Below are 21,992 nucleotides of genomic sequence, written 5' to 3'. Positions count from 1 at the left end.
CGCCGCCGGGTCAGGCGTGCGCGGGCGGGGCCGGGAGGTCCAGGCCGAGCAGGGCGTTCTCCACCACCTCGGAGAGGGCCGGGTGCGGCCAGTAGCGGCCGCGGGCCCAGGCGTGCGCGTGCTCACCGGAGAGCAGCGCCTCGCCCAGGAGGTTCACGAGCGTGGCGGCCTGGTGCCCCATGACCCACCCGCCCAGCACCGCACCGGTGGTCGCGTCGGCCACCACCTGGCAGGCGCCGGTGGTGTCCTCCATGGCCCACCCGTAGGCCACGTCGGCGTACTCCTGGACCTTCACGACCACCTGGTGGCCGGCCTCGCGGGCCTGCTCGGCCGACAGCCCGATGACGCCGATCTCCGGATGGGTGAAGACGCCGGCCGGCACCGGCACGGTCGGGAAGGAGCGCAGGTCCTGCGGGTGCACGAGATTGTGCGAGACCACCCGGGCCTGGGCGTTGGCCACGTGCTTGAGCATGAGCGGCTCACGGACGTCGCCCAGGGCCCACACACCCTCGGCCGTGGTGCGACCGTGCTCGTCGGTGGTGACGAAGCCCCGCTCGTCCACCTCCACCCCGGCAGCGCCGAGCTCCAGCGCGGGGGTGGAGGGCTGCCGGCCCGCGGCGGCGAGGACCGCCCCGGTGCGCAGGGTGCTGCCGTCGGAGAGGGTGAGCACCGCCTCGTGACCGTCGGTCTCGGCGGCCGTCACCTGGGTGCCGTAGCGCACGTCCCAGGCCTCCTCGGCCAGGGGGGCGAAGCGCTCGCGCAGGTCGTCCGGAAGCGCGCCGAGCAGGCGGTCGCCGCGCAGCAGGAGGGTGACCCGGCAGCCGAGGGAGGAGAAGACGTGGGCGAACTCCACGGCCACCACACCACCACCCACCACGGTGAGGTGCTCGGGCAGCTCCTCCAAGCGCATGATCGTCTCGTTGGTGTGCACCAGCCCGCCCAGCATCGGCTGCAGTGCCTCGGGCACCCGGGCCGAGGAGCCCGTCGCGATGACCACCTGGTCGCCGGTGAGGCGCACCGTGCCGCCGTCGTGCAGGGCCACCTCCACCTCGCGCGCGCCGGTGAAGCGTGCCCACCCCTCGAACAGCTCGGTGCCGGGCCCGGTCCGACGGTAGTCCGCTCCCCCGGCGCTGATGGGGTCGATGCGGTCGAAGATCCGGTCGCGCACCTCGCGCCAGCGCACGCCCCGCAGCTCGGCGTCCACCCCCAGGCGCCCCGCGTCACGCACCGTGTCGGCCACCCCGGCGGTCCACACGAACATCTTGGTGGGGATGCAGCCGTGGTTGAGGCAGGTACCGCCGAAGACGCCGCCCTCCACGAAGGCGACGCGCAGGCCCCCGTACTCCTGGGTGGGCAGGGAGTTGCCCGAGCCGGACCCGATGACGACGACGTCGAAGTGCTTCTGCTCCATGGGCCACAGCCTAGGGCGGTGGCGCGCCGCGGCCCGCTGCCGGCCGGGCCGACCGGCGGACCGGCTCAGCCGCGCTCGCGCAGGGCGGCCAGGTGCGGGGAGCGCGCCGGGTCCAGGCCCAGGCCCAGCGCCAGGTAGGTGGCCGTGAAGTCCACGCGCGCCACGAGCCGGGCCAGGTCCACCAGCGGCTCGTCCCCGACGGCCAGGCAGTCCACCACGCGCACGCCGGCCCCGCTCGCGATGGCGGAGACGCGCTGCGCCATCGCGCCCAGCTCGTCGCGGCCGAGCAACCACAGGCCCAACGGCGTCTGCTGTGGGGCGTCGAGGAAGGGGTCGGCGAAGATGTCCCGCCCACCGCCGGCTCCCCGATCGGTGGTGGCGTTCCAGCCCTCACCGGTGGCGTACGGCCCGTCGAGGCAGGCCACCACCTCGCTCGCCGCGTGGGGCAGCTCACCGGAGGTGGCCGGCACCCGGGCACTCCGGCTGAGCATGCTCGCGGCCCGGCGGGCCGCCACCCCGGCGACGGGACCGTCGCCGAGCACCACCGGCAGCGTCTCGGCGAGGGTCAGCGCGGCCACCTTGGCCGGGTTCACGAACGCCGCGGAGTCCGGGCGGCACTCCTCGGCCACGGCGTCGAGCGTGCGTGCGAGCGACTCCCACAGGTCGTCGCGCGCCTGCAGCAGCCCGACCTCCCGGAGCCCCAGGAGCACCGGCACGAGCAGTCCCCACAGCGCGGTGCGGGAGCTCGTGGGCCCCTGCCCCACCGGCACGTGCACGCCCCGGGCGCGCTGGGCCGCATCGGACAGCGGGGTGTCGGCAGCCCCCACGGTGAGGACGGCCGCGCCCCGGCGCGCCGCCTCGTGCGCCAGGGTCACCGCCCCGGCCTCCTGCCCGGAGAGGCTGAGCGCCACCACGAGGTCGAGCGGCCCCACCCAGGCCGGCAGCGGCCCACCGTGCAGGGTGTGCACCGCGGTCGGCGAGGCCTGCCCCACCACCAGGTCCACCACCTCGCCGACGACGGCCGACCCGCCGGCCGCGGCCACGAGCACCGCGCGGGGCCGGTGCGCGGAGGCGAGCCGCTCGATGCCGGCCTCCTCGGCGAGCGTGAGCGCCTGCCGCACCTGCGCACCGGCGGTGGCCAGCGCGAACAGGGTGCCGGCGGCGTCGCAGCGCGCCAGGTGGTCCGGGTCGTCGAGCACGGCCTCGTCGACGAAGGGCACGTCAGCCGTCCTGCCGCACCAGGGCCAGCGCCGCGTCGCGGACGCGGGCGGTGAGCTCCTGCGAGACCGACTCCACGTTGAGGCGCAGCAGCGGCTCGGTGTTGCTGGCACGCAGGTTGGCCCGCCAGTAGCCCACCTCCTCGCCCTCCAGCGCGGTGCCGGTGAGGGTCAGGCCGTCCAGCTCGTCGGCCCGGGCGCCCTGCGCGGCGCCCCAGGCGCGCACCCGCTCGGTGGCTGCGGCGGCGTCGTCCACACGGGAGTTGATCTCCCCGCTGGCGGGGTACTTCTCGTACGGGGCCATGAGCTCCGAGAGCGGGCGGTCCTGCTCGCCGAGGGCCGCCAGCACGTGCAACGCGGCGAGCATACCGGTGTCGGCGAACCAGAAGTCCTTGAAGTAGTAGTGCGCCGAGTGCTCCCCGCCGAAGACCGCGTCGTGGCGGGCCATCTCGTCCTTGATGAAGGAGTGGCCCACCCGGGTGCGCACCGGGCGGGCGCCGGCGGCCTCGATGACCTCGGGCACCACCTGGGAGGCGATGGCGTTGTGCACCACGGCCACGTCCTGCGCGCTCGCACCGGCGGCCACCGCGCGGTCGACCTCGCGCTGGGCCACCAGGGCGGTGATGGCGCTGGGCGTCACCGGCTCGCCGCGCTCGTCCACCACGAAGCAGCGGTCGGCGTCGCCGTCGAAGGCCAGGCCGATGTCGGCGCCGTGCTCGCGGACGGCGGCCTGCAGGTCTCGCAGGTTCTCCGGCTCCAGCGGGTTGGCCTCGTGGTTCGGGAAGGTGCCGTCTAGCTCGAAGTACAGCGGCTCCACGCGCAGCGAGTCCACCACCACGTCGTCGCCGCTGCCCAGCACCACCGGCACGGTGTGGCCGGCCATGCCGTTGCCGGCGTCCACCACCACGTCCAGGTGGCGCAGCCCGCTGAGGTCCACCAGGGAGCGCAGGTGCTCGGCGTACTCGCCGGTGAGGTCACGGTGGGTGATCGTGCCGGGGGCCGCGGCGGCCTGGCGGTCGTGCACGTCACCGCGGTCCAGGATCCACTGCGCCAGGTCGCGCACCTCGGCCAGGCCGCTCTCCTGCCCCACCGGGCGCGCGCCGGGGCGGCACAGCTTGATGCCGTTGTACTGGGCCGGGTTGTGCGAGGCGGTGAACATCGCCCCGGCGAGGCCCAGGTGGCCGGCGGCGAAGTAGAGCCCATCGGTGGAGCACAGGCCGATCATCGTGACGTCCACCCCGTGCAGCGCCAGCCCCGCGGCGAAGGCCTCGGACAGCTCCGGGCTGCTGGGGCGCATGTCGTACCCCACGGCCACGCCGGCCACCCCCTCGGGCAGGACGACGGTCTGCGCGAACGCCTCCCCCAGGGCGCGGGCCACGCGCGGGTTGAGTTGCTCGGGCACGAGACCGCGGACGTCGTAGGCCTTCACGAAGTCCGCGAGCGGGGGCTGCGGGCGCTGGGTGCTCATGGACGCACAGGGTAGTGCGCGTCAGCCGTCGTGGTCCCCCGAGACCAGCCGCAGCCGCGGGCCCTGCCGGCGGTCCGCCTCGGCACCGTCGCCGGGGGCACCCGCCGGTCGCTCGCGGTGGTCACGCACCGCCTCCGCCAGCGCCCCGATGTCGGCCACCGCGCCGGTGGGGTCCTCGAGGTCGATCTGCAGCCGCATCACCTGCCAGCCGCGCGGGGCGGTGAGGCGGGCGGTGTGCTCGGCGCACAGGTCGTAGACGTGAGGCTCGGCCTCGGCCACGAGCGGGCCGACCACCACCGTCTGCTCGGCGTAGACGTAGGTCAGGGTGGAGGCCGCGGGCTGCGCGCACCCCACCTTGCTGCACAGGCGCGGGCTGGGGTCAGAGGTGGGCACGGGGCGCAGACTACGCTCGCGCCCATGCCCAGTCCGTCCGCACGCGCCGGGAACGCCGCACGCCGGCGGATGCTGCGCCGCGGCCGCGAGCTGCGCGGGCCGCTGAGCACCGCGGACGCCCCCTCCCGGACCAGCCGGCACTCCGCCTTCGAGGAACTGGCGCACGCGGCCACCAGCCGGGTGGCCGCCCGGGCGGGCCTGCGGGAGGCCGACTGGGAGCTGCTGGTGCTGGTGGTGCCACCCCCGGACGTCGACCGCGCCGACCGGTGGGGCCGAGTGCAGGCCGTCGGTGGCCGGTGGCAGGTGGTGCTCCACCGGCTGGCGTTCGGCACCGACGCCCGCGGCCCGCAGGACCAGGAGCTCTTCGTGCAGGCCGTGGTGGCCGACCTGCTGGGCGAGGCCCTGGGTCGGGACCCCGAGGAGCTCGACCCCGACCGGTGACCCCGGGCGGGCTCCTGCGCACGCACCGTGACGCGCGTCGGCCGGCCCAGCCCGGGAGGTGGACCGGCCGACGTGGACGGTGCGGGTGCTCAGGCGCTGAACACGGCCCGGCGCTTGAGCTTGCGGCGCTCACGCTCGGAGAGGCCGCCCCAGATGCCGAAGCGCTCGTCGTTCTCCAGGGCGTAGTCCAGGCACTCGGAGCGCACGTCGCAGCCGGTGCACACGCGCTTGGCCTCACGGGTGGACCCGCCCTTCTCCGGGAAGAAGGCCTCGGGGTCGGTCTGGGCGCACAGGGCGCGCTCCTGCCAACTGGGGGCCGCCTGCTCGGCGAGTCCGACGATCTGAAGTTCGTGCACGGTTTCCTCCTCGACCCTGGGGCCCGTCAGCACGTGGTGGTACAGCCAACAGATGGGGTCCGACCCGCGGCGGGTGGACCGGCGGCACGCGCCCCGGGGGGGGCCGTCCGACGCCGGAATTACACCGGTGCAACTCCCCGCGTGTCAAGCCGGCGCAGGGCCCCCTCATGGTGTATGGCCACGTCCCGCCACCGGCAGGTGCGTGCGGGGCGCGAGGCGGGGTCCGTGGCGCTCCGGGCGGGTCTCCCGGGAGGCGCCGAGCAGCATCTGCACCCGGTAGCGCTGGCCGGCGTACGGCGCCAGCACGCGGGCCAGGTCCACGTCGTCACCGGCGGTCCCGGTGAGCGCCCGGGTCACGTGCGCGGCCACGTGGTAGTCGCGCCAGCTCACGGCGTCGGGGTCCCCCAGCGCGCGGTGCGCCACCTCCGCGGCAGTCCACGGGCCGATGCCGGGCACGGTGCGCAGCAGGGCGTGGGCGCGGTCGAGCTCCGCCCGCCCCATCGAGGCGGTGGCGGCGACCAGCTGCTCCCAGCGGTCCCCCACCCGGGCCGCGCGCACCAGGGTGTCGCTCCGGCCGGCATCGATGCCGCAGCGCAGGAACACCCACGAGGGCACGCGTGCCACGGTGGCCGCGTCCGGCGGCACCAGCAGCCCCCGCTCCCCGGCCGGCCCCGGCGCCGGGGAGCCCGTCGCCCGCACCAAGGCGCGATAGCCGGCGAAGGCCTCCTGCCCGGTGACCTTCTGCTCCACCACGGCCGGCAGCAGCGCGTCCCACACCCGCCGCGTCCGCACCACCCGCAACCCCGGGGAGAGGCGGGCGTGCGCGCGCTGGAGCACCGCGTGCCGCGGGCGGAGGTCCTCCGGACGGTCGAGCGAGCCCAGCAGCTCGGGGACCCCGTCCAGCAGCCAGCGCACGGCACCGGCCGGCCCCCACGCCCGCGCCTCCACGGTGCGGCCGTCGCGGGAGACCCCCACGTGCAGGGTGCCGGGACCGGCCGGGGTGTTGGCCGCCAGGACGAGCTGGCCCGGCGCGGGCACCGTCGAGCTGGGGTCTCCTCCGCCGCGGCGCAGCGGGGCCAGCGTGCCGGGCAGGTCCACCGCCCACCCGGCACGCCACGACCGGGCGCCCTCGTGGGTGGGGGCCGGGGTGTCGGGGGTGGTCACCGGACCAGTGTCCCCGGCGGGCCGTAGCATGCACGAACGGCCACCGGCCGCCGAGCCCGTCGACCCCGCGTCCTCGGGCCCCGACCCCTCTGACACACGCGCCCTGCGGCGCGGGAAGGCCCCACAGATGACCACACCGGCGACGGTGCTGGAGCAGTTGACCACCGACCACCCCCACTCCCCCCGCCTCACCTGCTTCGACGACGTGCGCGGCGAGCGCATCGAGCTCTCCGGCGCCGTCCTGGTGAACTGGGTCAACAAGGCCGCCAACGTGCTGCAGGAGGAGTTCGACGCCGAGCCCGGCACCGTGGTGGTGGTCGACCTCCCGCGCGGCCACTGGCGCACCGCCTACTGGGTGCTCGCGGTCTGGGCGGTGGGCGCCACCGTGTCCCTGGACGACCACGAGGGGGCCGACGTGCTCGTGACCACCCGCCCGGTGAGCGACCTGGCCGACGACTCCGACGAGGTGGTGGCCGTGACCCTGCAGGCGCTGGCCCGCCGGTGGCCGGGCGAGGACCTGCCCAGCGGCGTGTTCGACGAGGCCGCCGAGCTGGCCAGCTTCGGCGACGGGTTCACCCCCTGGCACGAGGTGTCCGAGGAGGACGACGCCCTGGTGCACCAGGGCCAGCGGTGGTCGCGTGCCGAGGTCCTCGCCCCGCAGGAACCGGGGCGCGTCCTCGTGCTCTGCGACGACCCGGCTGAGCAGGTGCGCACGGCACTCGGCGTCTGGGGCGCCGGCGGGTCGGTGGTGACGGTGGTGTCCGCCGGGCCGGTCGACACCGGCGACGCGCGGCTGGTCGCCGAGGGGGTCACCCGCACCGCCCCCGGGGCGTGAGGCAGGTCACTCCGGGGATAGTGTGCGGCCATGGACAAAGTGGTCGCTTCAGCCCGTGAGGCCATCGAGGGCCTCGAGAACGGAATGCGCGTGGCCGTCGGGGGCTTCGGCCTCTGCGGCATCCCGCAGGTGCTCATCGAGGAGGTGCACGCCGCCGGCACCGCCGAGCTCGAGGTCGTCTCGAACAACTGCGGCGTCGACGGCTGGGGGCTGGGCGTGCTGCTCGACGCCGGCCGCCTGCGCCGTGTCATCGCCTCCTACGTGGGCGAGAACAAGGAGTTCGCGCGCCAGTACCTGGAGGGCGAGCTCGAGCTCGAGCTGACCCCGCAGGGCACGCTGGCCGAGAAGCTCCGCGCCGCCGGCACCGGCCTCGCCGCCTTCTGGACCCGCACCGGCGTGGGCACCCTGGTGGCCGAGGGCGGCATGCCCTGGCGCTACGACGCCGACGGCTCGGTGGCCGTGGAGTCCCCCGCCAAGGAGACCCGCGAGTTCACGATGCTCGACGAGACCCACGAGTACGTGCTCGAGGAGTCCCTCCCCTGCCACTTCGCCCTGGTGCGGGCCGCCAAGGGCGACCGCCACGGCAACCTCGTGTTCAACAAGTCGGCCCGCAACTTCAACCCGGTGGCGGCCATGGCCGGCCGGGTGACGGTGGCCGAGGTGGAGGAGCTCGTGGAACCCGGCGAGATCGACCCCGACGAGGTGGACCTGCCCGGCGTCTTCGTGCAGCGCGTGCTGGCGCTCAGCCCGGAGCGCGCCGCGGACAAGCGCATCGAGAAGCGCACCCTCACCGAGACCCCGCAGGAGGCCTGAGATGGCGCTGACCCGTGAGCAGATGGCGGCTCGTGCGGCCCAGGAGCTGCACGACGGCGACTACGTGAACCTCGGCATCGGCCTGCCGACGCTGGTGCCCAACTACGTCGACGACGACGTGGAACTGGTGCTTCAGTCCGAGAACGGCATCCTCGGCGTGGGCCGCTACCCCACCGAGGACGAGCTGGACCCCGACCTCATCAACGCCGGCAAGGAGACCGTCACGGTGCGCCGCGGCGCGAGCTTCTTCGACTCCTCGCTGAGCTTCGGCATGATCCGCGGCGGCAAGATCGACGCGGCCATCCTGGGCGCCATGCAGGTCTCGGCCGCCGGCGACATCGCCAACTGGATGATCCCCGGCAAGATGGTCAAGGGCATGGGCGGGGCCATGGACCTCGTGCACGGCGCCAAGAAGGTGGTGGTGCTCATGGAGCACGTCGCCAAGGACGGCAGCCACAAGATCGTGCAGGAGTGCTCCCTGCCGCTGACCGGCAAGCAGGTGGTGCAGCGCATCATCACCGACCTGTGCGTCATGGACGTCACCGAGGACGGGCTGGTGCTGCGCGAGCTGGCCGAGGGCGTGACCGAGGACGAGGTGCGCGAGCGGACCGGCGCCCCGTTCACCGTCGACCTGTCCTGAGCCGACGAGCACCCCGCACGAGGACGCCCCCGGCAGTTGCCGGGGGCGTCCTCGTGCGGTGGCGGGGACGGCGGTCCCTCAGCGACCGACGATGCGGCGGCGCAGCGCGCGGGGACTGGTGAGGAAGCCCCACCCCCAGGCCATGTGCATGGTGGCGATGACGGCCGGCACCCGCAGCGCGACCGCGGGCTCCTCCCGGCGCGCCTCGTACAGGCCGCCGGCGGTGACCGCCGCGAGGTAGGTGGCCGGCACCGCCAGCGCCGGGCGCCACCGCAGTCCCACGGCCGTGCCCAGCGCGCAGGCCACGAGGGCCGCCGGTGGGGCGAGGTAGCGGGCGTTGATCGACCCCTCGTGGAGGGCGGCCACCACCCGGCGCCACCGGCCGTAGTCCCGGTACTGCCGGGCGAGGGCGGGCAGGCTGCGGCGCGGCCGGTAGGCCACCACGAGCTCGGGGGTGAACCAGACCAGTCCCCCGGCCTGACGGATGCGCCAGTTCATCTCCCAGTCCTGGGCGCGGTCGAAGCGGGCGTCGTAGCCGCCCACCCGGTCGAGCCACTCGCGGCGGAAGCAGCCGAGGTAGACGGTGTCCGACGGCCCCTCCCCGCCACCGGTGTGGAAGCGCGCCCCGCCCACGCCGATGCGGGACCCCATCGCCACCGCCACGGCCCGCTCGACGACGGTGCGGCCCTGCGCGTGCATGATGCCGCCGACATTGGCCGCGCCGGTGCGCTCGAGCACCTCCACCGCGGTGCGCAGGTAGCCCGGGGAGAGCTCCCCGTGCGCGTCCACGCGCACCACCACCGGGTGCCGGGCCACGGACAGGGCGGCGTTCAGCCCGTCGGGGGTGCGCCCGCTGGGGTTGTCGATGACCACCACGCGCGGGTCGGCCGCGGCGAGGGCATCGGCCACCTCGCGGGTGCGGTCGCGCGAGGGGCCCACGGCCAGCACGACCTCCAGCTCCCCCGGCGCGTCCTGGGCGAGCACGGCCGCCACGGAGTCGGCGAGGTCAGCCTCCTCGTCGAGGACGGGCATGATCACGCTGAGGGCTGTCATGCGCACATTGTGCAGGCCCCGCGCGCCACGCCTGGGACCTGCCCGCGCCGCGTCCCAGCGTGGTCCCAGCCTCGTCGCCTAGGCTCTGGTGAGTGACCGACCGCCATGACGACAGCGATCCCCGCGACTGGGGCAGATCCGGTTCCGGCCGGGACCGTGACGCACGCGGGCGTCGCCGTGTGACCTCCCGGGGGGCCGGGCGGGGACCCGTGCCGCCGCACCCCGACCGTCCGGCGCGCCGCGGCGGCGTGCCCCGCGACGCCGAGGCGCGCCGGGACCGCACCCGCGTGATCGGTCGCCCCGAGCAGGACCCGCGGTACACCGACCGCTCCGACCGCCGCGACCCGCGCGGCCGGTACGACGAGCCGGCCGGGTACGCCGCGGCCGTCGAGCACCCCGAGCACGACGGGCTGGCCCATGAGGACGCCCCCCGCCCGACCCGCGGCGCCGACCGCCTCGAGCGGGCACCGCGGCGCCGCCACCCGGTGCGCCGGACGCTGACCGCCGTGGTCGTCGTGGTCGCGCTCTGGCTGGCCGGCACGGTCTGGGCCGTCGTCGACTCGTGGAACAAGGTCGAGCGCACCGACGCCATGCCCACCTGGGGGGACCGCCCGGCCGACACCGCGGGCCGCAACTACCTGCTCGTCGGCTCGGACAGCCGCGAGAACCTCTCCGCCGAGGACCGCAACCGGCTGCGCACCGGCGGTGGCGCGGGACGCCGCACCGACACGATCATGCTCGTCCACGTGCCGGTCCTGGGGGCCCCGTCGCTGGTCTCCATCCCCCGCGACTCCTACGTGCCCATCCGTGGCATGGGCGAGAACAAGATCAACGCCGCGTACAACACCGGTGGCGCCCCGCTCCTCATCGACACCGTGGAGCAGAACACCGGCCTGCGCATCGACGGGTACGCCGAGATCGGCTTCGGCGGCTTCACCAACGTGGTGGAGAGCCTCGGCGGCGTGGAGCTCTGCCCCAAGCAGGACATCCAGGACGACAAGGCCCACCTCGACGTGAAGAAGGGCTGCCAGGAGATGGACGGCGTCACCGCCCTGGCCTACGTGCGCGCCCGGTACTTCGACCCGCGTGGCGACCTGGGCCGCGTGGAGCGCCAGCGCGAGTTCCTCAAGGCCATCAGCTCCAAGGCGCTCACCCCCGCCAACGTGCTGCTCCCCTGGCGCCTGCACTCGGTGGGCAGTGCCGTGACGCCCAACCTCACGGTGGACGAGCACGACTCAATGCTGGAGATCGGCATGGCGCTCAACGCGGTGCGCCGTGCCAGCGGCGGCGACCGGCAGGTGACCGTCCCAGTGAGCGACTCCACGCTGCGCACCGAGCACGGCTGGGCCGTGAAGTGGGACGACGAGAGGGCCGGCGAGCTGTGGAAGGCCCTGCGCGAGGGCGGCGACCTGCCCGACGGGCTGTGACCCCGGCCCAGCGCGCCGGGCTCTCGGTCGGCTTCGCCACCGGCCTGTACGGCATCTCCTTCGGCGCCCTTGCCGTCGCCAGCGGTCTCGACGCCTGGCAGGCGGTGGCGCTCTCGGCGCTGATGTTCACCGGCGGGTCCCAGTTCGCCTTCATCGGGGTCGTCGGCGGCGGGGGCTCCCCCGCCGCCGCGACCGGGGCGGCCACCCTGCTCGGCGTGCGCAACACCGTCTACGGGCTGCGCCTGGCCACGCTCGTCCCGCCCCGCAGCGCGCCCGAGCGGGCCGCGATGGCGCAGCTCACCATCGACGAGTCGACCGCCGTGGCGGTGGCCCAGCAGGACCGGGCCGAGCAGCGCCGCGGGTTCTGGGCCGCGGGCCTCGGCGTGTACGTCTTCTGGGTGGCCTTCAGCGCGCTGGGAGCGGTGGCGGATGACCGCATCGGCGAACTCGACGCCCTCGGCCTGGACGGCGCCGCGGTGGCCGCGTTCACCGGCCTGCTGTGGCCCCACCTCTCCGCCCGGCGGCCGGTGGTGATCGCGGTCCTGGCGGCCGTGGTGACCCTGGCCCTGGTGCCCGCCGTGCCCGCCGGCCTGCCCATCCTCGGGGCCGCGGTCGTGGCCGCCGCCGCGGGGTGGGCCAGCCGCCCCGAGACCCTCCGGAGCACCTCGTGACCCCCGTGACCGCTGCAGCGGTGCTCGCCGCCCCGGCCGCCGCCGACGCCCCCGCCACCTCGTGGACCTGGCTGCTGCTGGCCTGCGGGCTGGCCTTCGCGCTCAAGCTCGGCGGGTACCTGCTGCCGCGCACCCTGCTCGAGCGGCCGGCCGCCCTGGACCTGGCCGCCATGGTCACCGTGGGCCTGCTGGCCGCCTTGACGGCCACCAACACCCTCGCCTCCGGGCAGGGACTCCAGCTGGACGCCCGCGTGGTGGCACTGGGGGTGGCCGTGGTGGCCCTGTGGATGCGGGCGCCCTTCCTGCTGGTGGTGGTGCTCGGGGCGGCCTCGGTGGCCCTGGCCCGGGCCCTCGGCTGGTCCTGACCGGCGCCCCCCTCCCCTCTCCCCCGCGCGGCGCACGACGACGGGGCCCACCGACCGTCCGGTGGACCCCGTCGCGGCGTCGTGCGGTCAGCACATGGGCAGGGTCCTGAAGGTGTAGCCCCGGGCACGCAGCTGGCGGATCATGTCGTCCAGCGCCGCGACGGTCTGCGAGCGGTTGCCGCCCCCGTCGTGCATGAGGGCGATGCCACCGGGAGTCATCCGCTTGACCACGTCGTCGACGATGGCCTTCTCGCCCGGGCGCTGCCAGTCGTTGCCGCCGGCGCTCCACAGCACCGAGTAGCCGAAGCCGGCCGACCCCGCGGCCTCGTGCACGCGGTCGTTGGTGGCGCCGTACGGCGGGCGGAAGCACTTCGGCGGCCCACCGATGACGGCCTGCGTGCTCGTGAGTTCCTTGACCACCTGCGGGCTCGTGAGGTCCCACAGCTCGGGGTGGTTCCACGAGTGGTTGGAGACCTTGTGGCCCTCGGCGCGGGTCCGGGCCACCAGGCCGGGGTAGGCCTTCGCCCACGACCCGACGACGAAGAAGGTGGCCGGCACGTCGTACTTGTCGAGCACGTCGAGCACCTGCGGGGTGTACCGCGGGTGGGGTCCGTCGTCGAAGGTCAGGTAGGCGACCTTCTCCCCGGTGGGCCAGCTGAGGATGCGCCGGGCGGCGGTGCGGGGCGTGGTGGCCGAGGTGGACACCCAGCGGTGGTCGCCGACGTGCTGCCAGCCGCCCACCACCGGCCCGGTCACGCGCGTGCCCGCGGACAGCCTCCCCACCACGGAGTTGCCGGTGGACGGCCCGAAGCGGACGTTGGTGGTGCCCAGGGTCCACCGGGTGCGGCTGGCGCCCGGCGAGCGCAGGTGCTCCAGGCGCACCCACTCCCCCTCGCGCACCCGGCCCCACCCGTTGGTGACCTGCGAGTACTCCACCGGCTTGCCCGGCGCCAGCACCCGCACTGCGGCGTAGGTGCTGCGCGGCCCCTTCCGGACGGTGGTGCTCGTGGCGGCCACCCCCAGCGTCCAGGTGGACGAGGCGGTGACGGTGTCACGCGCCGCGACGGCCCGGGCCTCGGCCACGGACTGCGCCGGCACGCCGCCGGACTCCGCCCCCGGCACCCGGTCCTCGCGGGCCAGGGCGCCGGCGGTGGCCAGCATCGTGACGGCGACGCACCAGGCGGCGCCGCGACGCACGAGGCGGACACGGTCGTGTGCGGTCATGGTGTTCCCCTCCTCGGTGGGCCCCCGCCCACCTGTCATGACGGCGGGTCCCCTCGACCCGTCCGTGACGGCGCGGACCCCCTCGGTCCGGCCGCTGTGCGGACCCTCTCGGCCCGCGCGGGTGGCCCGGGCCCCCTCGGCCCGTTCCCCCTGCCGTCGTGCCGGGGCCGCCCCCCGCACACGACCCCCTGACGGGGTGCACCCCGACCTTAGCCGGGGTGCACCTCACGGGAGCCCGTCGAGAGCCTCACAGTCCCCGCACAGACCCCACCTGCCTGGCCGGTCTCAGCCGGGCAGGCCCTTGAGCAGCTGGCGCGCCATCACCATGCGCTGCACCTGGTTGGTCCCCTCGTAGATCTGGGTGATCTTGGCGTCGCGCATCATGCGCTCCACGGGGAAGTCCTTGGTGTAGCCGTAGCCGCCGAAGAGCTGCACCGCGTCGGTGGTGACCTCCATGGCCACGTCGGAGGCGAAGCACTTGGCCGCGGCACCGAAGTAGGTCAGGCCCGGGTCGTTGCGCTCCGACTTGGCGGCCGCGTTGTACACCAGCTGGCGGGCCGCCTCGAGCTTCATGCCCATGTCGGCGAGCATGAACTGCACGCCCTGGAAGTCGGCGATCGGCTGACCGAACTGCTCGCGCTCCTTGACGTACGCCAGCGCGGCGTCGAGGGCGCCCTGCGCGATGCCGAGGGCCTGGGCGCCGATGGTCACGCGGGTGTGGTCGAGCGTCTGCAGGGCGATCTTCAGGCCCTGGCCCCGCTCGCCCACCATCCGGTCGGCCGGGATGACGCAGTTCTCGAAGAGCAGCTCGCGGGTGGGCGAGCCCTTGATGCCGAGCTTGCTCTCCGGCTCGCCGAAGGAGAAGCCCTCGTCGTCCTTCTCCACCACGAAGGCGGTGACGTTGCGACCGCGGGGGCCGTCCGGCTCGGTGACGGCCATGACCGTGTAGTACTCCGAGACCCCGGCGTTGGTGATCCAGGACTTCTGGCCGTTGAGCACGAAGCTGCCGTCGGACTGCTCGGTGGCGGTGCAGCGCATGCCCGCGGTGTCCGAGCCCGCCCCGGCCTCGGAGAGCCCGTAGGAGAACATCGCCTCCCCGGCGGCCACCGGCGGCAGGTACTTCTGCTTGACCTCCTCGCTGCCGGCGAGGATCAGCGGCATGGTGCCCAGCTTGTTCACGGCCGGGATGAGGGAGCTCGAGGCACAGCCGCGCGCCACCTCCTCGATGACGATGCAGGTGGCCAGCGCGTCGGCCCCCAGGCCCTCGTAGTCCTCCGGGATGTGGGGGGCGTGGAACATCGTCTCGCGCAGCGCGTCGTAGGCGACCTGCGGGAACTCGCCGGTCGCATCCACCTCTGCGGCGGCGGGCGCGATCTTGTCGCGCACGAGCGGGCGGATGGCCTCACGGACCGTCTCGTGGAAGTCGCTGGGCGTGTACAGGTCGAAGTCGCTCACCGGGCCATCGTACGGCGCGGCCCCACCTGCCTCGTGACCCCCGTCACTCCCGGGCACGCACGAGGGCGGCGACACCCCGTGCAGGGTGCCGCCGCCCTCGCGCTCACGGCCCGGCTCAGAGGAACTCGAGCGGGTCGAACTCGTGGATCGGGATGATGCGCATGCGCGGCAGGCGCGCGTTGAAGGCGTGCACCTCGTACTCGAGGTCGAAGGTCTCCATGCCCTGCTCCTCGAGCTCCACGAAGCCCGCGTTGCGGTACTCGCGGAAGCCCATGAGGCCCAGGCGGCGGTCCTCGTCGTCGAGCAGGCGCGTCATCTGCGGCAGGAAGTCGCCGTCGTGGCTCACCAGCACCACGTCGTCGGAGCGCTCGGCGAGCGCGTCCAGCGTGCGCTGGATGGCGATGTCGACGACCTTCTCGTCCGGCCCACCGGACAGCGGGATCGGCTTGTAGCCGATAGCCATGAGGGCCTGCACGAAGTTCATCGGCAGGTGCTCGGTGCTGGCGGCCAGGAAGAACAGGCCCTGCACCGGCTGGGCCCAGGCCTGCTGCATGTGGGTCAGCAGGCGCTCCCACCGGGGGCGCTCGTCGGGCTGGGGGCGGCGGCCCAGGCAGTTGCCCAGGGTGGCGTCGATGTTCTCGCCGTCGACGAGGAGGTAGGTGGTGCGCTCGGGGGCGGCGGGGTTCATCGCGGGTCCTCGGCGGTCGGTGTGGACGGGGCGGGTTCGCCCTGCCCCTGCAGCCTACGGGCCAGCGCCTCGCCCTTGGCGTGGGCCGCGTCGCGCAGCGAGGACTGGAACTCCACCATCCGCTGGCGCAGGGCGAGGGACTCCTCGTCGGTGCCCGCGGCCAGGATCTGCGCGGCGAGCAGGCCGGCGTTGCGCGCGCCGCCCACCGACACCGTGGCCACCGGCACGCCGGCCGGCATCTGCACGATGCTCAGCAGCGAGTCCATGCCGTCGAGGTGCTTCAGGGGCACCGGCACGCCGATGACGGGCAGCGGGGTGGTGCTGGCGAGCATGCCCGGCAGGTGGGCCGCTCCCCCGGCGCCGGCGATGATGACGCGGTACCCCGCATCGGCGGCCGTGCGCCCGTGCTCGATCATCTCGGTGGGCATGCGGTGCGCCGACACCACCTGCACGGTGTGACTCACCCCCAGCTCCTCCAGGGCCGCCGCGGCCGCCTCCATGACGGGCCAGTCGCTGTCGGAGCCCATGACGATGCTCACATCGGCGGGGGCGCTGGTGCGCAGGTGGCTCATGCGGTCTCTCCTTCGTCGGTGCCCTCCAGCAGGGCCCGGGCGGTCTCGGCGCGCCGGCGCAGGTCGTCCAGGTCGTCACCGCACACGGTGACGTGCCCGACCTTGCGCCCGGGGCGCACCTCCTTGCCGTACAGGTGGATGCGGGCGGCGGCGTCACCGGCCATGACGCGGCGCGAGGCGGCGTGCAGGTCCTCGGCGGCGCCGCCCAGGACGTTGGCCATGACGGTCCAGGTGCTGCGCGGGGCGGTCTCACCCAGGGGCATGTCGAGCACGGCCCGCAGGTGCTGCTCGAACTGGTCGGTGGTGGACCCGTCCTGGGTCCAGTGGCCGGAGTTGTGCGGGCGCATGGCGAGCTCGTTGACCACCCAGCCGCGGTCCTCCTCGGTGGGGGCCCCGGTCTCGAAGACCTCCACGGCCATCACGCCGGTGACGCCCAGCTGCTCGGCGAGCTGCTCGGCGGTACGGCGCACGTCATCGGCCAGCGCCCGGTCCACCTCGGACGCGGGGGCCTCCACGCGGGTGCAGATGCCCTGCTCCTGCACGGTGTGGACCACCGGCCACGAGCGGACCTCCCCCGAGGGCGTGCGCGCCACCATCACCGCGAGCTCGCGGCGGAAGGCCACGGCCTGCTCGGCGAGCAACGCAGCCCCCTCGGCGCGGTCGAACCACGCGGCGGCGCGCTCCAGGTCGGCGGGGCCGTCCACGAGCATCACGCCCTTGCCGTCGTAACCGCCCCGCGGCGTCTTGAGCACCACCGGCCACTCACCGGCGGCGAACTCCTCCAGCGCGGCCGTGCTGGTCACCTCGGCCCAGCGGGGCACCGGCAGGCCGGCCTCCGAGAGGGCGCGGCGCATCACCACCTTGTCCTGGGCGTGCAGGAGGGCGTCCGGCGCCGGGTGGAGGGCCACGCCCTCGTCCTGCAGCACGGCCAGCACGTCGGCGGGCACGTGCTCGTGGTCGAAGGTCACCACGTCGCACACGCGGGCCAGCTCGCGCAGCGCCTCCAGGTCGTCGGCGCGCCCCAGCGGCGCCTGCGGGAAGACCTGCGCGGCCGCGGCGTCGGTGGACTCGGCCAGCACCACCACCCCCAGGCCGAGCTCGGTGGCGGGACCGGCGCACATGCGGGCCAGCTGGCCGCCGCCGACGATGCCCACGACGGGCGCCCCGGTGGGGACCTGCGGACGGTTGACGAGGAGGGGGGAGGCGTCTGTCACACCCGGAGGATATCCACCGTGCGTCGGAGCGGCCGCGGCCGCTCGCGCGCGTACCGTGTGCCCAATGACCAGCGAGCACCACCAGACCACCGGACTGCGCCGCGCCCTGGGGGTGCTCACCCGCGAGGCGAGCAAGTTCGGGGTGATCGGCCTCCTCGCGTTCGTCATCGACGCCGGCCTGTACAACCTGCTCATGTACGGCCCCGTGCTCTCCACCGACGCCGCCGCCGAGGGCGTCCTGGGCGACCACCCCCTCACGAGCAAGGTCGTCGCCACCGCCGCGGCCACGGCCTTCGCCTGGCTGGGCAACCGCTACTGGACCTTCCGCCACGCCCGCCGCGCCGACGTCGGCCGTGAGGCGCTGCTGTTCGTCGTCTTCAACGTGCTCGGCCTGCTCATCGCGCTGGCCTGCCTCTGGTTCAGCCACTACGTCCTGGACTTCCGCTCGCAGCTGGCCGACAACATCTCCGGCAACGGCGTGGGCCTGGTGCTCGGCACGCTCTTCCGGTTCTGGGCCTACCGCACCTTCGTGTTCACCGAGGAGCTCGGCGACGAGCTGGAGCCGTACGACGAGGACGACGACCCCGAGTCGGTGGTGCGCCCCTACGGCGTGCACGAGGAGGTCGACCACCACGACGCTTCCGGCCACCGGAGCGACTCCGGCCACCACGAGGACCCCGACCACCAGCAGGTCGGCACCGCGGCGTGACACCGCGGCCTCCGCACCCCGCGACGCGCACGCAGGCGCCCTGCCCCCATCGACGGAGGGCGCCTGCGGCGTTCAGCGGGTGGGTGACTCCGCCGGCTCGGAGAGGAACACCCCGAAGGTGGCGTGCCGCTCGTCGAGCAGTTCCAGGCGGCCCCCCACCGCGGTGATGATCTGCCGCGCCAGGGCCAGGCCGCGCCCGGTGCCGCCCCCGGCGGTCACGTCGCGCTCGAAGATGAGGTCGGCGATCTCCGGCTTGATGCCGGGCCCCTCGTCGCTCATCACCAGCTGGACGGACGGGCCGTTGTGCTCGATGTGCAGGGTGATGATGCCCTCGCCGTAGGTGAGCGAGTTCTCGATGAGGGTGGAGAGCACCTGGGAGAGCACCCCCTGCGGGCAGGCCACGTGCAGCCCGAAGGTGCCCGTCACCCGCATCCCCCGGCGCTGCTCGCTGAACAGCGGCTGCCACTCCCGCTGCTGGGCGGCGATCACCTCGTCCAGCGAGAGGATGTCCATGGTGGCCAGCGCCGAGTTGGCGGCGGTCTCCAGCATCTCCTCCACCACGGCGGTGAGGCGCTCCACCTGGGTGTGCGCCTCCTCGGCCACCTCGCGGGCCTCCTCGGCCGACTCGGCCAGGGCCAGCTCGTCGAGGCGGATGGTGAGCGCCGAGAGCGGCGTGCGCAGCTGGTGGGCGGCGTCACCGGCCAGTCGGCGCTGGGAGGTGACCATCCGGGTGAGGTGCACCGCGCGGCGCTGCACGGCATCGGCCAGGTCGTCGATCTCCGCGATGCCGGTGGGCTCCGGGCGGGCGCGGGTGCTCTCACCGGTGCCCATGCCCGGGATGCGGCGGGCCAGGGCGTCGATGGTGGCCTCCGGCCCGTCCAGCGCCTCGTGCACGCGGCGGGCGTTGAACAGCGTGGTCAGGCGCAGCCCGGCCAGCACCGCCAGCGGCACCCCGAGCCAGGCCCACAGCGGGGGCCCGGGCAGGTCGAGGGTGGCCCAGATGCCCAGCCCCACGGCCACCAGCAGGGGGAACAGGGCGCTGAGCTGCGCCACCCGCACCGCCCGGTGGACCACGTCGGTCCACAGGCGGCGCAGGGTCACCTGCGCGAGGGCCTTCACTCCTCGGTGACCAGCCGGAAGCCCACCCCACGGACCGTCGCCACGAAGCGCGGGGCGTTGGGGTCGTCGCCGAGCTTCTTGCGCAGGCCCGAGACGTGCATGTCCAAGGTCTTGGTGGACCCCACCCAGTCGGTCTGCCAGGCCTCACGCATGAGCTGGTCACGGCTCACCACCCGGCCGCGGTCGCGAACCAGGATGTGGAGCAGGTCGAACTCCTTGGCGGTGAGGGTGACCTCCTCGCCGTCCACCCACACGCGGCGGGCGGAGGAGTCGATGCGCAGGCCGTCATCGGAGTCCGCGCCGTCCAGGCCGGTCTCGTGCGGGGCACGGCGACGCAGCAGGGCCCGGACCCGGGCGTGGAACTCGGCCAGGCGGAAGGGCTTGGTCACGTAGTCGTCGGCGCCGGCGTCCAGGCCCACGACGGTGTCGATCTCGCCCGCGCGGGCGGTGAGCATGAGCACCGGGAAGGTGTGGCCCTCCGCGCGCAGGCGGCGGCACACCTCCAGGCCGTCCATGCGCGGCAGGCCGATGTCGAGCACCAGCAGGGTGCACCCCTGTCGGGCGGTCATGAGAGCGCTCGGCCCGTCGGCCACGACGGTCACGTCGAATCCCTCGCGCCGCATGGCGCGCGCCAGCGGCTGCGCGATGTCCTCGTCGTCCTCGGCGAGGATCGCGACCAGCGGCTCACCCGTCTCGTGGACGGTGCTCTCGCTCACTTGCCCGGCCACTTCGGTGCGCGCTTCTCGGCGAAGGCGGCCACGCCCTCGGCGCGGTCACCGGAGAAGGCGGTGGCGCGCCAGCAGGCGTCCTCCACCTGCAGGCCGGTGCGCAGGTCCACGTCGCTGCCCAGGCGCATCGCGCGCTTGGCGTTGCGCAGGCCCACCGGGGAGTTGCGGCCGATGGTCGCGGCCATCTCCAGGGCCTTCTCGCGGGCGGAACCGGCCAGGACCAGCTCGTCGACGATGCCGATCTCTGCGGCCTCCGGGGCCGGGTACTTGGCCGCGGTGAAGATGGCGCGCGCGGCGCGGCTCCACCCGATGCGGCGGGTCAGCAGCTGGGTGCCGCCCCCGCCGGGGATGACGCCCACGGACACCTCGGGCAGACCCAGCAGGGCGCCCTCGCCGGCCACCAGGACGTCGCAGGAGAGCGCGATCTCCAGGCCACCGCCCAGGGCGAACCCGTCGACGGCGGCGATGGTCGGCATCGGCAGGTCCAGCACCCCGCCGTAGGCGCGCTGGGTGACCGGGCGCTGCTCCATGAGGTCGGCGTCGGTGAAGGAGTTGCGCTCCTTGAGGTCCGCCCCCACGCAGAAGGCCTTCTCGTGGGCGGAGGTGACCACCACGCAGCGCACGTCGCTGGCGGCCAGCTCGTCGGTGGCGGCGCTGATGCGGCGGGCCATCTCGGTGGAGATGGCGTTCATGGCGCCGGTGCGGGCCAGCACCAGCTCGGCCACCTCACCGTCCTCGCCGTGCCGCTCGATGCGGACCCAGTCCTCCGGGCGGTCCGGGGTCGACGGATCACTCATGGCTCTCTCCAAACGTGAGGTGGCCCCGGGCCGAGGCACCGGGAGGGACGGACAACAGGTGGTGCGGCGTCACCGGGCCGATGCCGTGCAACGTCCGCGGCTCCAGTACCGCGAAGCGCCAGGCCGGGTCGTGCGCCAGGGCCCCCGCGGTCTCGGGGTCGGTCAGCACCGTCCCGGCCGCGGCGTTCGTGGTGAGGCGGGCGGCGCGGTTGACGGTGTCACCGTAGACGTCGCCGAGGCGGAGCAACACCCTCCCCGTGGCGACACCCACCCGCAGGGGCGGCAGCATCGGGTCCTCGTTGGCGGCGCGCACGAGGTCGTGGGCGATGAGCACCGCCGAGCGGGGGTCCAGCGCCTGGTAGAGCACCTCGTCGCCGATGGTCTTGACCACGCGCCCCCGGTAGCGGCGCACCACGTCGACGACGAGCTCCTCGAAGCGCGTCACCAGGCGGGCGATCTCCACGTCGCTGGAGCGGGCCACGCGCTCGGAGAACGAGACCATGTCGGCGAAGCCCACCGAGCGGTTCACGCCGGCGGCCAGCTCGGAGCTCGCGTCGGCGAAGAGCGTCGAGAGCGAGGCCGTGAGGTGGCGGCGCCAGGTGTAGCCCACGAGGCGCTCCAGGTCGTCGGCCAGGTCGGCCAGCACCACACCGGTGGCCTCGGCGACCTCCGGGGTCACGCGCTCGGCCAGGCCCTCGGTGCCGTCGGCCACCACGGAGGCGTCCGGGTGGTCCCAGGCGCCCAGCTCGCGGCGGGGCTCCCGGCGGTAGCGCTCCGCGTCCTGCAGGCGCTCGGCCACCACCTCCACCTGCCAGGTGGCCAGCCGCTCGGTGGTGGTCCCGATGCCGCGCATCAGGCTGATGAGCACGTCCTCGTCGATCTCGTAGCGGCCCAGCAGCCGCCGGGCCACCGTGAGGGCCTCGAGGTCGGCATTGCTGAAGACGGTGTCCTCGGCGCGGGCGTTCTGGAAGCCCAGGGCCCGCCAGAAACGGCGTGCCACGCGCAGCGGGACGCCCGCGTGCCGGGCCACCTCGCCACGCCGCATCGTGCGCCGGCGCCCGATGATGCGCTCGGCGATGGCGTCCATGGTGCGCGCGGGCGGGTCCGCGACCTCCGCGGGCCGGTGCGGGGGCAGCGCCGAGGGGAGCGAGTGGTTCAGGAAGGGCTGCTCGCCGTGCACGGGTCGCACGTCGCGCATGCGCTCCATGGGGCTCCTCCTCCCGTCATCGACC

General features: G+C 74.5%; 24 protein-coding genes. 8 read left to right on the top strand and 16 right to left on the bottom strand.

All coding sequences use genetic code 11. The features are described 5' to 3' along the window. Positions 1-10: 10 nt before the first annotated feature. The 4 genes from ACFFHC_RS04485 to ACFFHC_RS04470 form a co-directional block, all read right to left on the bottom strand. Positions 11-1,411 carry a mycothione reductase gene (locus ACFFHC_RS04485; RefSeq protein ID WP_070705003.1) on the bottom strand — a complete coding sequence of 467 codons (1,401 nt, stop codon included), beginning with the start codon at positions 1,409-1,411 and terminating at the stop codon, positions 11-13. Between the two features lie 65 nt (positions 1,412-1,476). Then, positions 1,477-2,631, bottom strand: a complete 1,155-nt coding sequence (locus ACFFHC_RS04480) for an SIS domain-containing protein (protein ID WP_101850022.1) — start codon at positions 2,629-2,631, stop codon at positions 1,477-1,479. A 1-nt stretch (position 2,632) separates the two neighbouring features. Further along, on the bottom strand, positions 2,633-4,096 hold the full coding sequence (locus ACFFHC_RS04475) for a phosphomannomutase/phosphoglucomutase (RefSeq protein WP_070705663.1): 1,464 nt from the start codon (positions 4,094-4,096) through the stop codon (positions 2,633-2,635). Positions 4,097-4,117: 21 nt separating this feature from the next. Further along, the gene (locus tag ACFFHC_RS04470) at positions 4,118-4,489 is read right to left on the bottom strand and encodes a DUF3499 domain-containing protein (RefSeq protein WP_237769816.1); all 372 of its coding nucleotides are present in this window, start codon (positions 4,487-4,489) and stop codon (positions 4,118-4,120) included. 24 nt (positions 4,490-4,513) lie between these two features. On the opposite strand from ACFFHC_RS04470, the gene ACFFHC_RS04465 reads away from it, so the two are divergent. Further along, positions 4,514-4,930, top strand: a complete 417-nt coding sequence (locus ACFFHC_RS04465) for a hypothetical protein (RefSeq protein ID WP_180802280.1) — start codon at positions 4,514-4,516, stop codon at positions 4,928-4,930. An 89-nt stretch (positions 4,931-5,019) separates the two neighbouring features. Here the strand turns inward: ACFFHC_RS04465 and ACFFHC_RS04460 are convergent, their stop codons facing one another. Next, positions 5,020-5,286, bottom strand: coding sequence for a WhiB family transcriptional regulator (locus ACFFHC_RS04460; protein WP_070704506.1), 267 nt, complete (start codon positions 5,284-5,286; stop codon positions 5,020-5,022). A 165-nt stretch (positions 5,287-5,451) separates the two neighbouring features. Further along, on the bottom strand, positions 5,452-6,450 hold the full coding sequence (locus ACFFHC_RS04455) for a DNA-3-methyladenine glycosylase family protein (protein ID WP_379803350.1): 999 nt from the start codon (positions 6,448-6,450) through the stop codon (positions 5,452-5,454). A gap of 127 nt (positions 6,451-6,577) precedes the next feature. Here ACFFHC_RS04455 and ACFFHC_RS04450 point away from each other — a divergent pair, with 127 nt between their 5' ends. From ACFFHC_RS04450 to ACFFHC_RS04440, 3 genes are read left to right on the top strand one after another with little or no spacing between them, the layout of a single operon-like run. Then, positions 6,578-7,285: a TIGR03089 family protein gene (locus tag ACFFHC_RS04450; RefSeq protein ID WP_070705130.1), complete on the top strand. Its 708-nt coding sequence runs from the start codon at positions 6,578-6,580 to the stop codon at positions 7,283-7,285. Between the two features lie 30 nt (positions 7,286-7,315). Continuing rightward, positions 7,316-8,098: a CoA transferase subunit A gene (locus ACFFHC_RS04445; protein ID WP_070705129.1), complete on the top strand. Its 783-nt coding sequence runs from the start codon at positions 7,316-7,318 to the stop codon at positions 8,096-8,098. A 1-nt stretch (position 8,099) separates the two neighbouring features. Further along, complete coding sequence (locus tag ACFFHC_RS04440; protein WP_070705128.1) at positions 8,100-8,738, top strand: CoA transferase subunit B; 639 nt, start codon at positions 8,100-8,102, stop codon at positions 8,736-8,738. Positions 8,739-8,816: 78 nt separating this feature from the next. Here ACFFHC_RS04440 and ACFFHC_RS04435 read toward each other — a convergent pair whose 3' ends face one another. Further along, positions 8,817-9,791 (bottom strand): glycosyltransferase family 2 protein, encoded by a 975-nt coding sequence (locus ACFFHC_RS04435; protein WP_070705661.1) that lies wholly within the window; start codon positions 9,789-9,791, stop codon positions 8,817-8,819. A 209-nt stretch (positions 9,792-10,000) separates the two neighbouring features. Here ACFFHC_RS04435 and ACFFHC_RS04430 point away from each other — a divergent pair, with 209 nt between their 5' ends. Genes ACFFHC_RS04430 through ACFFHC_RS04420 form a run of 3 tightly spaced genes read left to right on the top strand, consistent with a single transcriptional unit; the run spans position 10,001 to position 12,254 of the window. Next, positions 10,001-11,218: an LCP family protein gene (locus ACFFHC_RS04430; protein WP_238138212.1), complete on the top strand. Its 1,218-nt coding sequence runs from the start codon at positions 10,001-10,003 to the stop codon at positions 11,216-11,218. Next, positions 11,215-11,889, top strand: coding sequence for an AzlC family ABC transporter permease (locus tag ACFFHC_RS04425; RefSeq protein ID WP_101849960.1), 675 nt, complete (start codon positions 11,215-11,217; stop codon positions 11,887-11,889). Before ACFFHC_RS04430 ends, ACFFHC_RS04425 begins: the two co-directional genes overlap by 4 nt. A 5-nt stretch (positions 11,890-11,894) precedes the next feature. Then, positions 11,895-12,254, top strand: coding sequence for an AzlD domain-containing protein (locus tag ACFFHC_RS04420; protein WP_238138215.1), 360 nt, complete (start codon positions 11,895-11,897; stop codon positions 12,252-12,254). Between the two features lie 87 nt (positions 12,255-12,341). On the opposite strand, the gene ACFFHC_RS04415 is transcribed toward ACFFHC_RS04420, so the two are convergent. The 5 genes from ACFFHC_RS04415 to ACFFHC_RS04395 form a co-directional block, all read right to left on the bottom strand. Further along, positions 12,342-13,478: a polysaccharide deacetylase family protein gene (locus tag ACFFHC_RS04415; protein ID WP_141494311.1), complete on the bottom strand. Its 1,137-nt coding sequence runs from the start codon at positions 13,476-13,478 to the stop codon at positions 12,342-12,344. A 285-nt stretch (positions 13,479-13,763) separates the two neighbouring features. Then, positions 13,764-14,933 (bottom strand): acyl-CoA dehydrogenase family protein, encoded by a 1,170-nt coding sequence (locus tag ACFFHC_RS04410; protein ID WP_070704203.1) that lies wholly within the window; start codon positions 14,931-14,933, stop codon positions 13,764-13,766. A gap of 115 nt (positions 14,934-15,048) precedes the next feature. Then, positions 15,049-15,621: an NYN domain-containing protein gene (locus tag ACFFHC_RS04405; protein ID WP_070704200.1), complete on the bottom strand. Its 573-nt coding sequence runs from the start codon at positions 15,619-15,621 to the stop codon at positions 15,049-15,051. Next, positions 15,618-16,193 carry a 5-(carboxyamino)imidazole ribonucleotide mutase gene (gene purE, locus ACFFHC_RS04400; RefSeq protein WP_070704197.1) on the bottom strand — a complete coding sequence of 192 codons (576 nt, stop codon included), beginning with the start codon at positions 16,191-16,193 and terminating at the stop codon, positions 15,618-15,620. Before purE ends, ACFFHC_RS04405 begins: the two co-directional genes overlap by 4 nt. Next, on the bottom strand, positions 16,190-17,407 hold the full coding sequence (locus ACFFHC_RS04395) for a 5-(carboxyamino)imidazole ribonucleotide synthase (RefSeq protein WP_070704194.1): 1,218 nt from the start codon (positions 17,405-17,407) through the stop codon (positions 16,190-16,192). Before ACFFHC_RS04395 ends, purE begins: the two co-directional genes overlap by 4 nt. 64 nt (positions 17,408-17,471) lie before the next feature. On the opposite strand from ACFFHC_RS04395, the gene ACFFHC_RS04390 reads away from it, so the two are divergent. After that, the gene (locus tag ACFFHC_RS04390) at positions 17,472-18,116 is read left to right on the top strand and encodes a GtrA family protein (RefSeq protein WP_070704191.1); all 645 of its coding nucleotides are present in this window, start codon (positions 17,472-17,474) and stop codon (positions 18,114-18,116) included. Between the two features lie 72 nt (positions 18,117-18,188). Here ACFFHC_RS04390 and ACFFHC_RS04385 read toward each other — a convergent pair whose 3' ends face one another. Genes ACFFHC_RS04385 through ACFFHC_RS04370 form a run of 4 tightly spaced genes read right to left on the bottom strand, consistent with a single transcriptional unit; the run spans position 18,189 to position 21,967 of the window. Beyond that, positions 18,189-19,235: a sensor histidine kinase gene (locus ACFFHC_RS04385; RefSeq protein ID WP_083323471.1), complete on the bottom strand. Its 1,047-nt coding sequence runs from the start codon at positions 19,233-19,235 to the stop codon at positions 18,189-18,191. Beyond that, positions 19,232-19,951: a response regulator transcription factor gene (locus ACFFHC_RS04380; RefSeq protein ID WP_256374417.1), complete on the bottom strand. Its 720-nt coding sequence runs from the start codon at positions 19,949-19,951 to the stop codon at positions 19,232-19,234. The genes ACFFHC_RS04385 and ACFFHC_RS04380 overlap by 4 nt, the downstream gene beginning before the upstream one ends. After that, positions 19,948-20,760, bottom strand: a complete 813-nt coding sequence (locus ACFFHC_RS04375) for an enoyl-CoA hydratase/isomerase family protein (RefSeq protein WP_070704188.1) — start codon at positions 20,758-20,760, stop codon at positions 19,948-19,950. The genes ACFFHC_RS04380 and ACFFHC_RS04375 overlap by 4 nt, the downstream gene beginning before the upstream one ends. Further along, positions 20,753-21,967: an adenylate/guanylate cyclase domain-containing protein gene (locus ACFFHC_RS04370; RefSeq protein WP_070704185.1), complete on the bottom strand. Its 1,215-nt coding sequence runs from the start codon at positions 21,965-21,967 to the stop codon at positions 20,753-20,755. Before ACFFHC_RS04370 ends, ACFFHC_RS04375 begins: the two co-directional genes overlap by 8 nt. Between the last annotated feature and the right edge of the window lie 25 nt (positions 21,968-21,992).

It is taken from the genome of Kytococcus schroeteri, assembly GCF_042433515.1.
In the GTDB taxonomy this organism is placed as follows: Bacteria; Actinomycetota; Actinomycetes; order Actinomycetales; family Dermatophilaceae; genus Kytococcus; species Kytococcus schroeteri.
The sequence above is the reverse complement of the archived record's forward strand: the minus strand, read 5'-3'. Positions and strand labels throughout refer to the sequence as shown.

Bases quoted from the DNA above. Each gene is read 5' to 3' on its own strand.
- ACFFHC_RS04405 (WP_070704200.1), bottom strand. From the start codon at position 15,621: ATGAACCCCGCCGCCCCCGAGCGCACCACCTACCTCCTCGTCGACGGC.
- ACFFHC_RS04465 (WP_180802280.1), top strand. From the start codon at position 4,514: ATGCCCAGTCCGTCCGCACGCGCCGGGAACGCCGCACGCCGGCGGATG.
- purE (WP_070704197.1), bottom strand. From the start codon at position 16,193: ATGAGCCACCTGCGCACCAGCGCCCCCGCCGATGTGAGCATCGTCATG.
- ACFFHC_RS04485 (WP_070705003.1), bottom strand. From the start codon at position 1,411: ATGGAGCAGAAGCACTTCGACGTCGTCGTCATCGGGTCCGGCTCGGGC.
- ACFFHC_RS04450 (WP_070705130.1), top strand. From the start codon at position 6,578: ATGACCACACCGGCGACGGTGCTGGAGCAGTTGACCACCGACCACCCC.
- ACFFHC_RS04390 (WP_070704191.1), top strand. From the start codon at position 17,472: ATGACCAGCGAGCACCACCAGACCACCGGACTGCGCCGCGCCCTGGGG.
- ACFFHC_RS04415 (WP_141494311.1), bottom strand. From the start codon at position 13,478: ATGACCGCACACGACCGTGTCCGCCTCGTGCGTCGCGGCGCCGCCTGG.
- ACFFHC_RS04375 (WP_070704188.1), bottom strand. From the start codon at position 20,760: ATGAGTGATCCGTCGACCCCGGACCGCCCGGAGGACTGGGTCCGCATC.
- ACFFHC_RS04475 (WP_070705663.1), bottom strand. From the start codon at position 4,096: ATGAGCACCCAGCGCCCGCAGCCCCCGCTCGCGGACTTCGTGAAGGCC.
- ACFFHC_RS04435 (WP_070705661.1), bottom strand. From the start codon at position 9,791: ATGACAGCCCTCAGCGTGATCATGCCCGTCCTCGACGAGGAGGCTGAC.
- ACFFHC_RS04445 (WP_070705129.1), top strand. From the start codon at position 7,316: ATGGACAAAGTGGTCGCTTCAGCCCGTGAGGCCATCGAGGGCCTCGAG.
- ACFFHC_RS04440 (WP_070705128.1), top strand. From the start codon at position 8,100: ATGGCGCTGACCCGTGAGCAGATGGCGGCTCGTGCGGCCCAGGAGCTG.
- ACFFHC_RS04370 (WP_070704185.1), bottom strand. From the start codon at position 21,967: ATGGAGCGCATGCGCGACGTGCGACCCGTGCACGGCGAGCAGCCCTTC.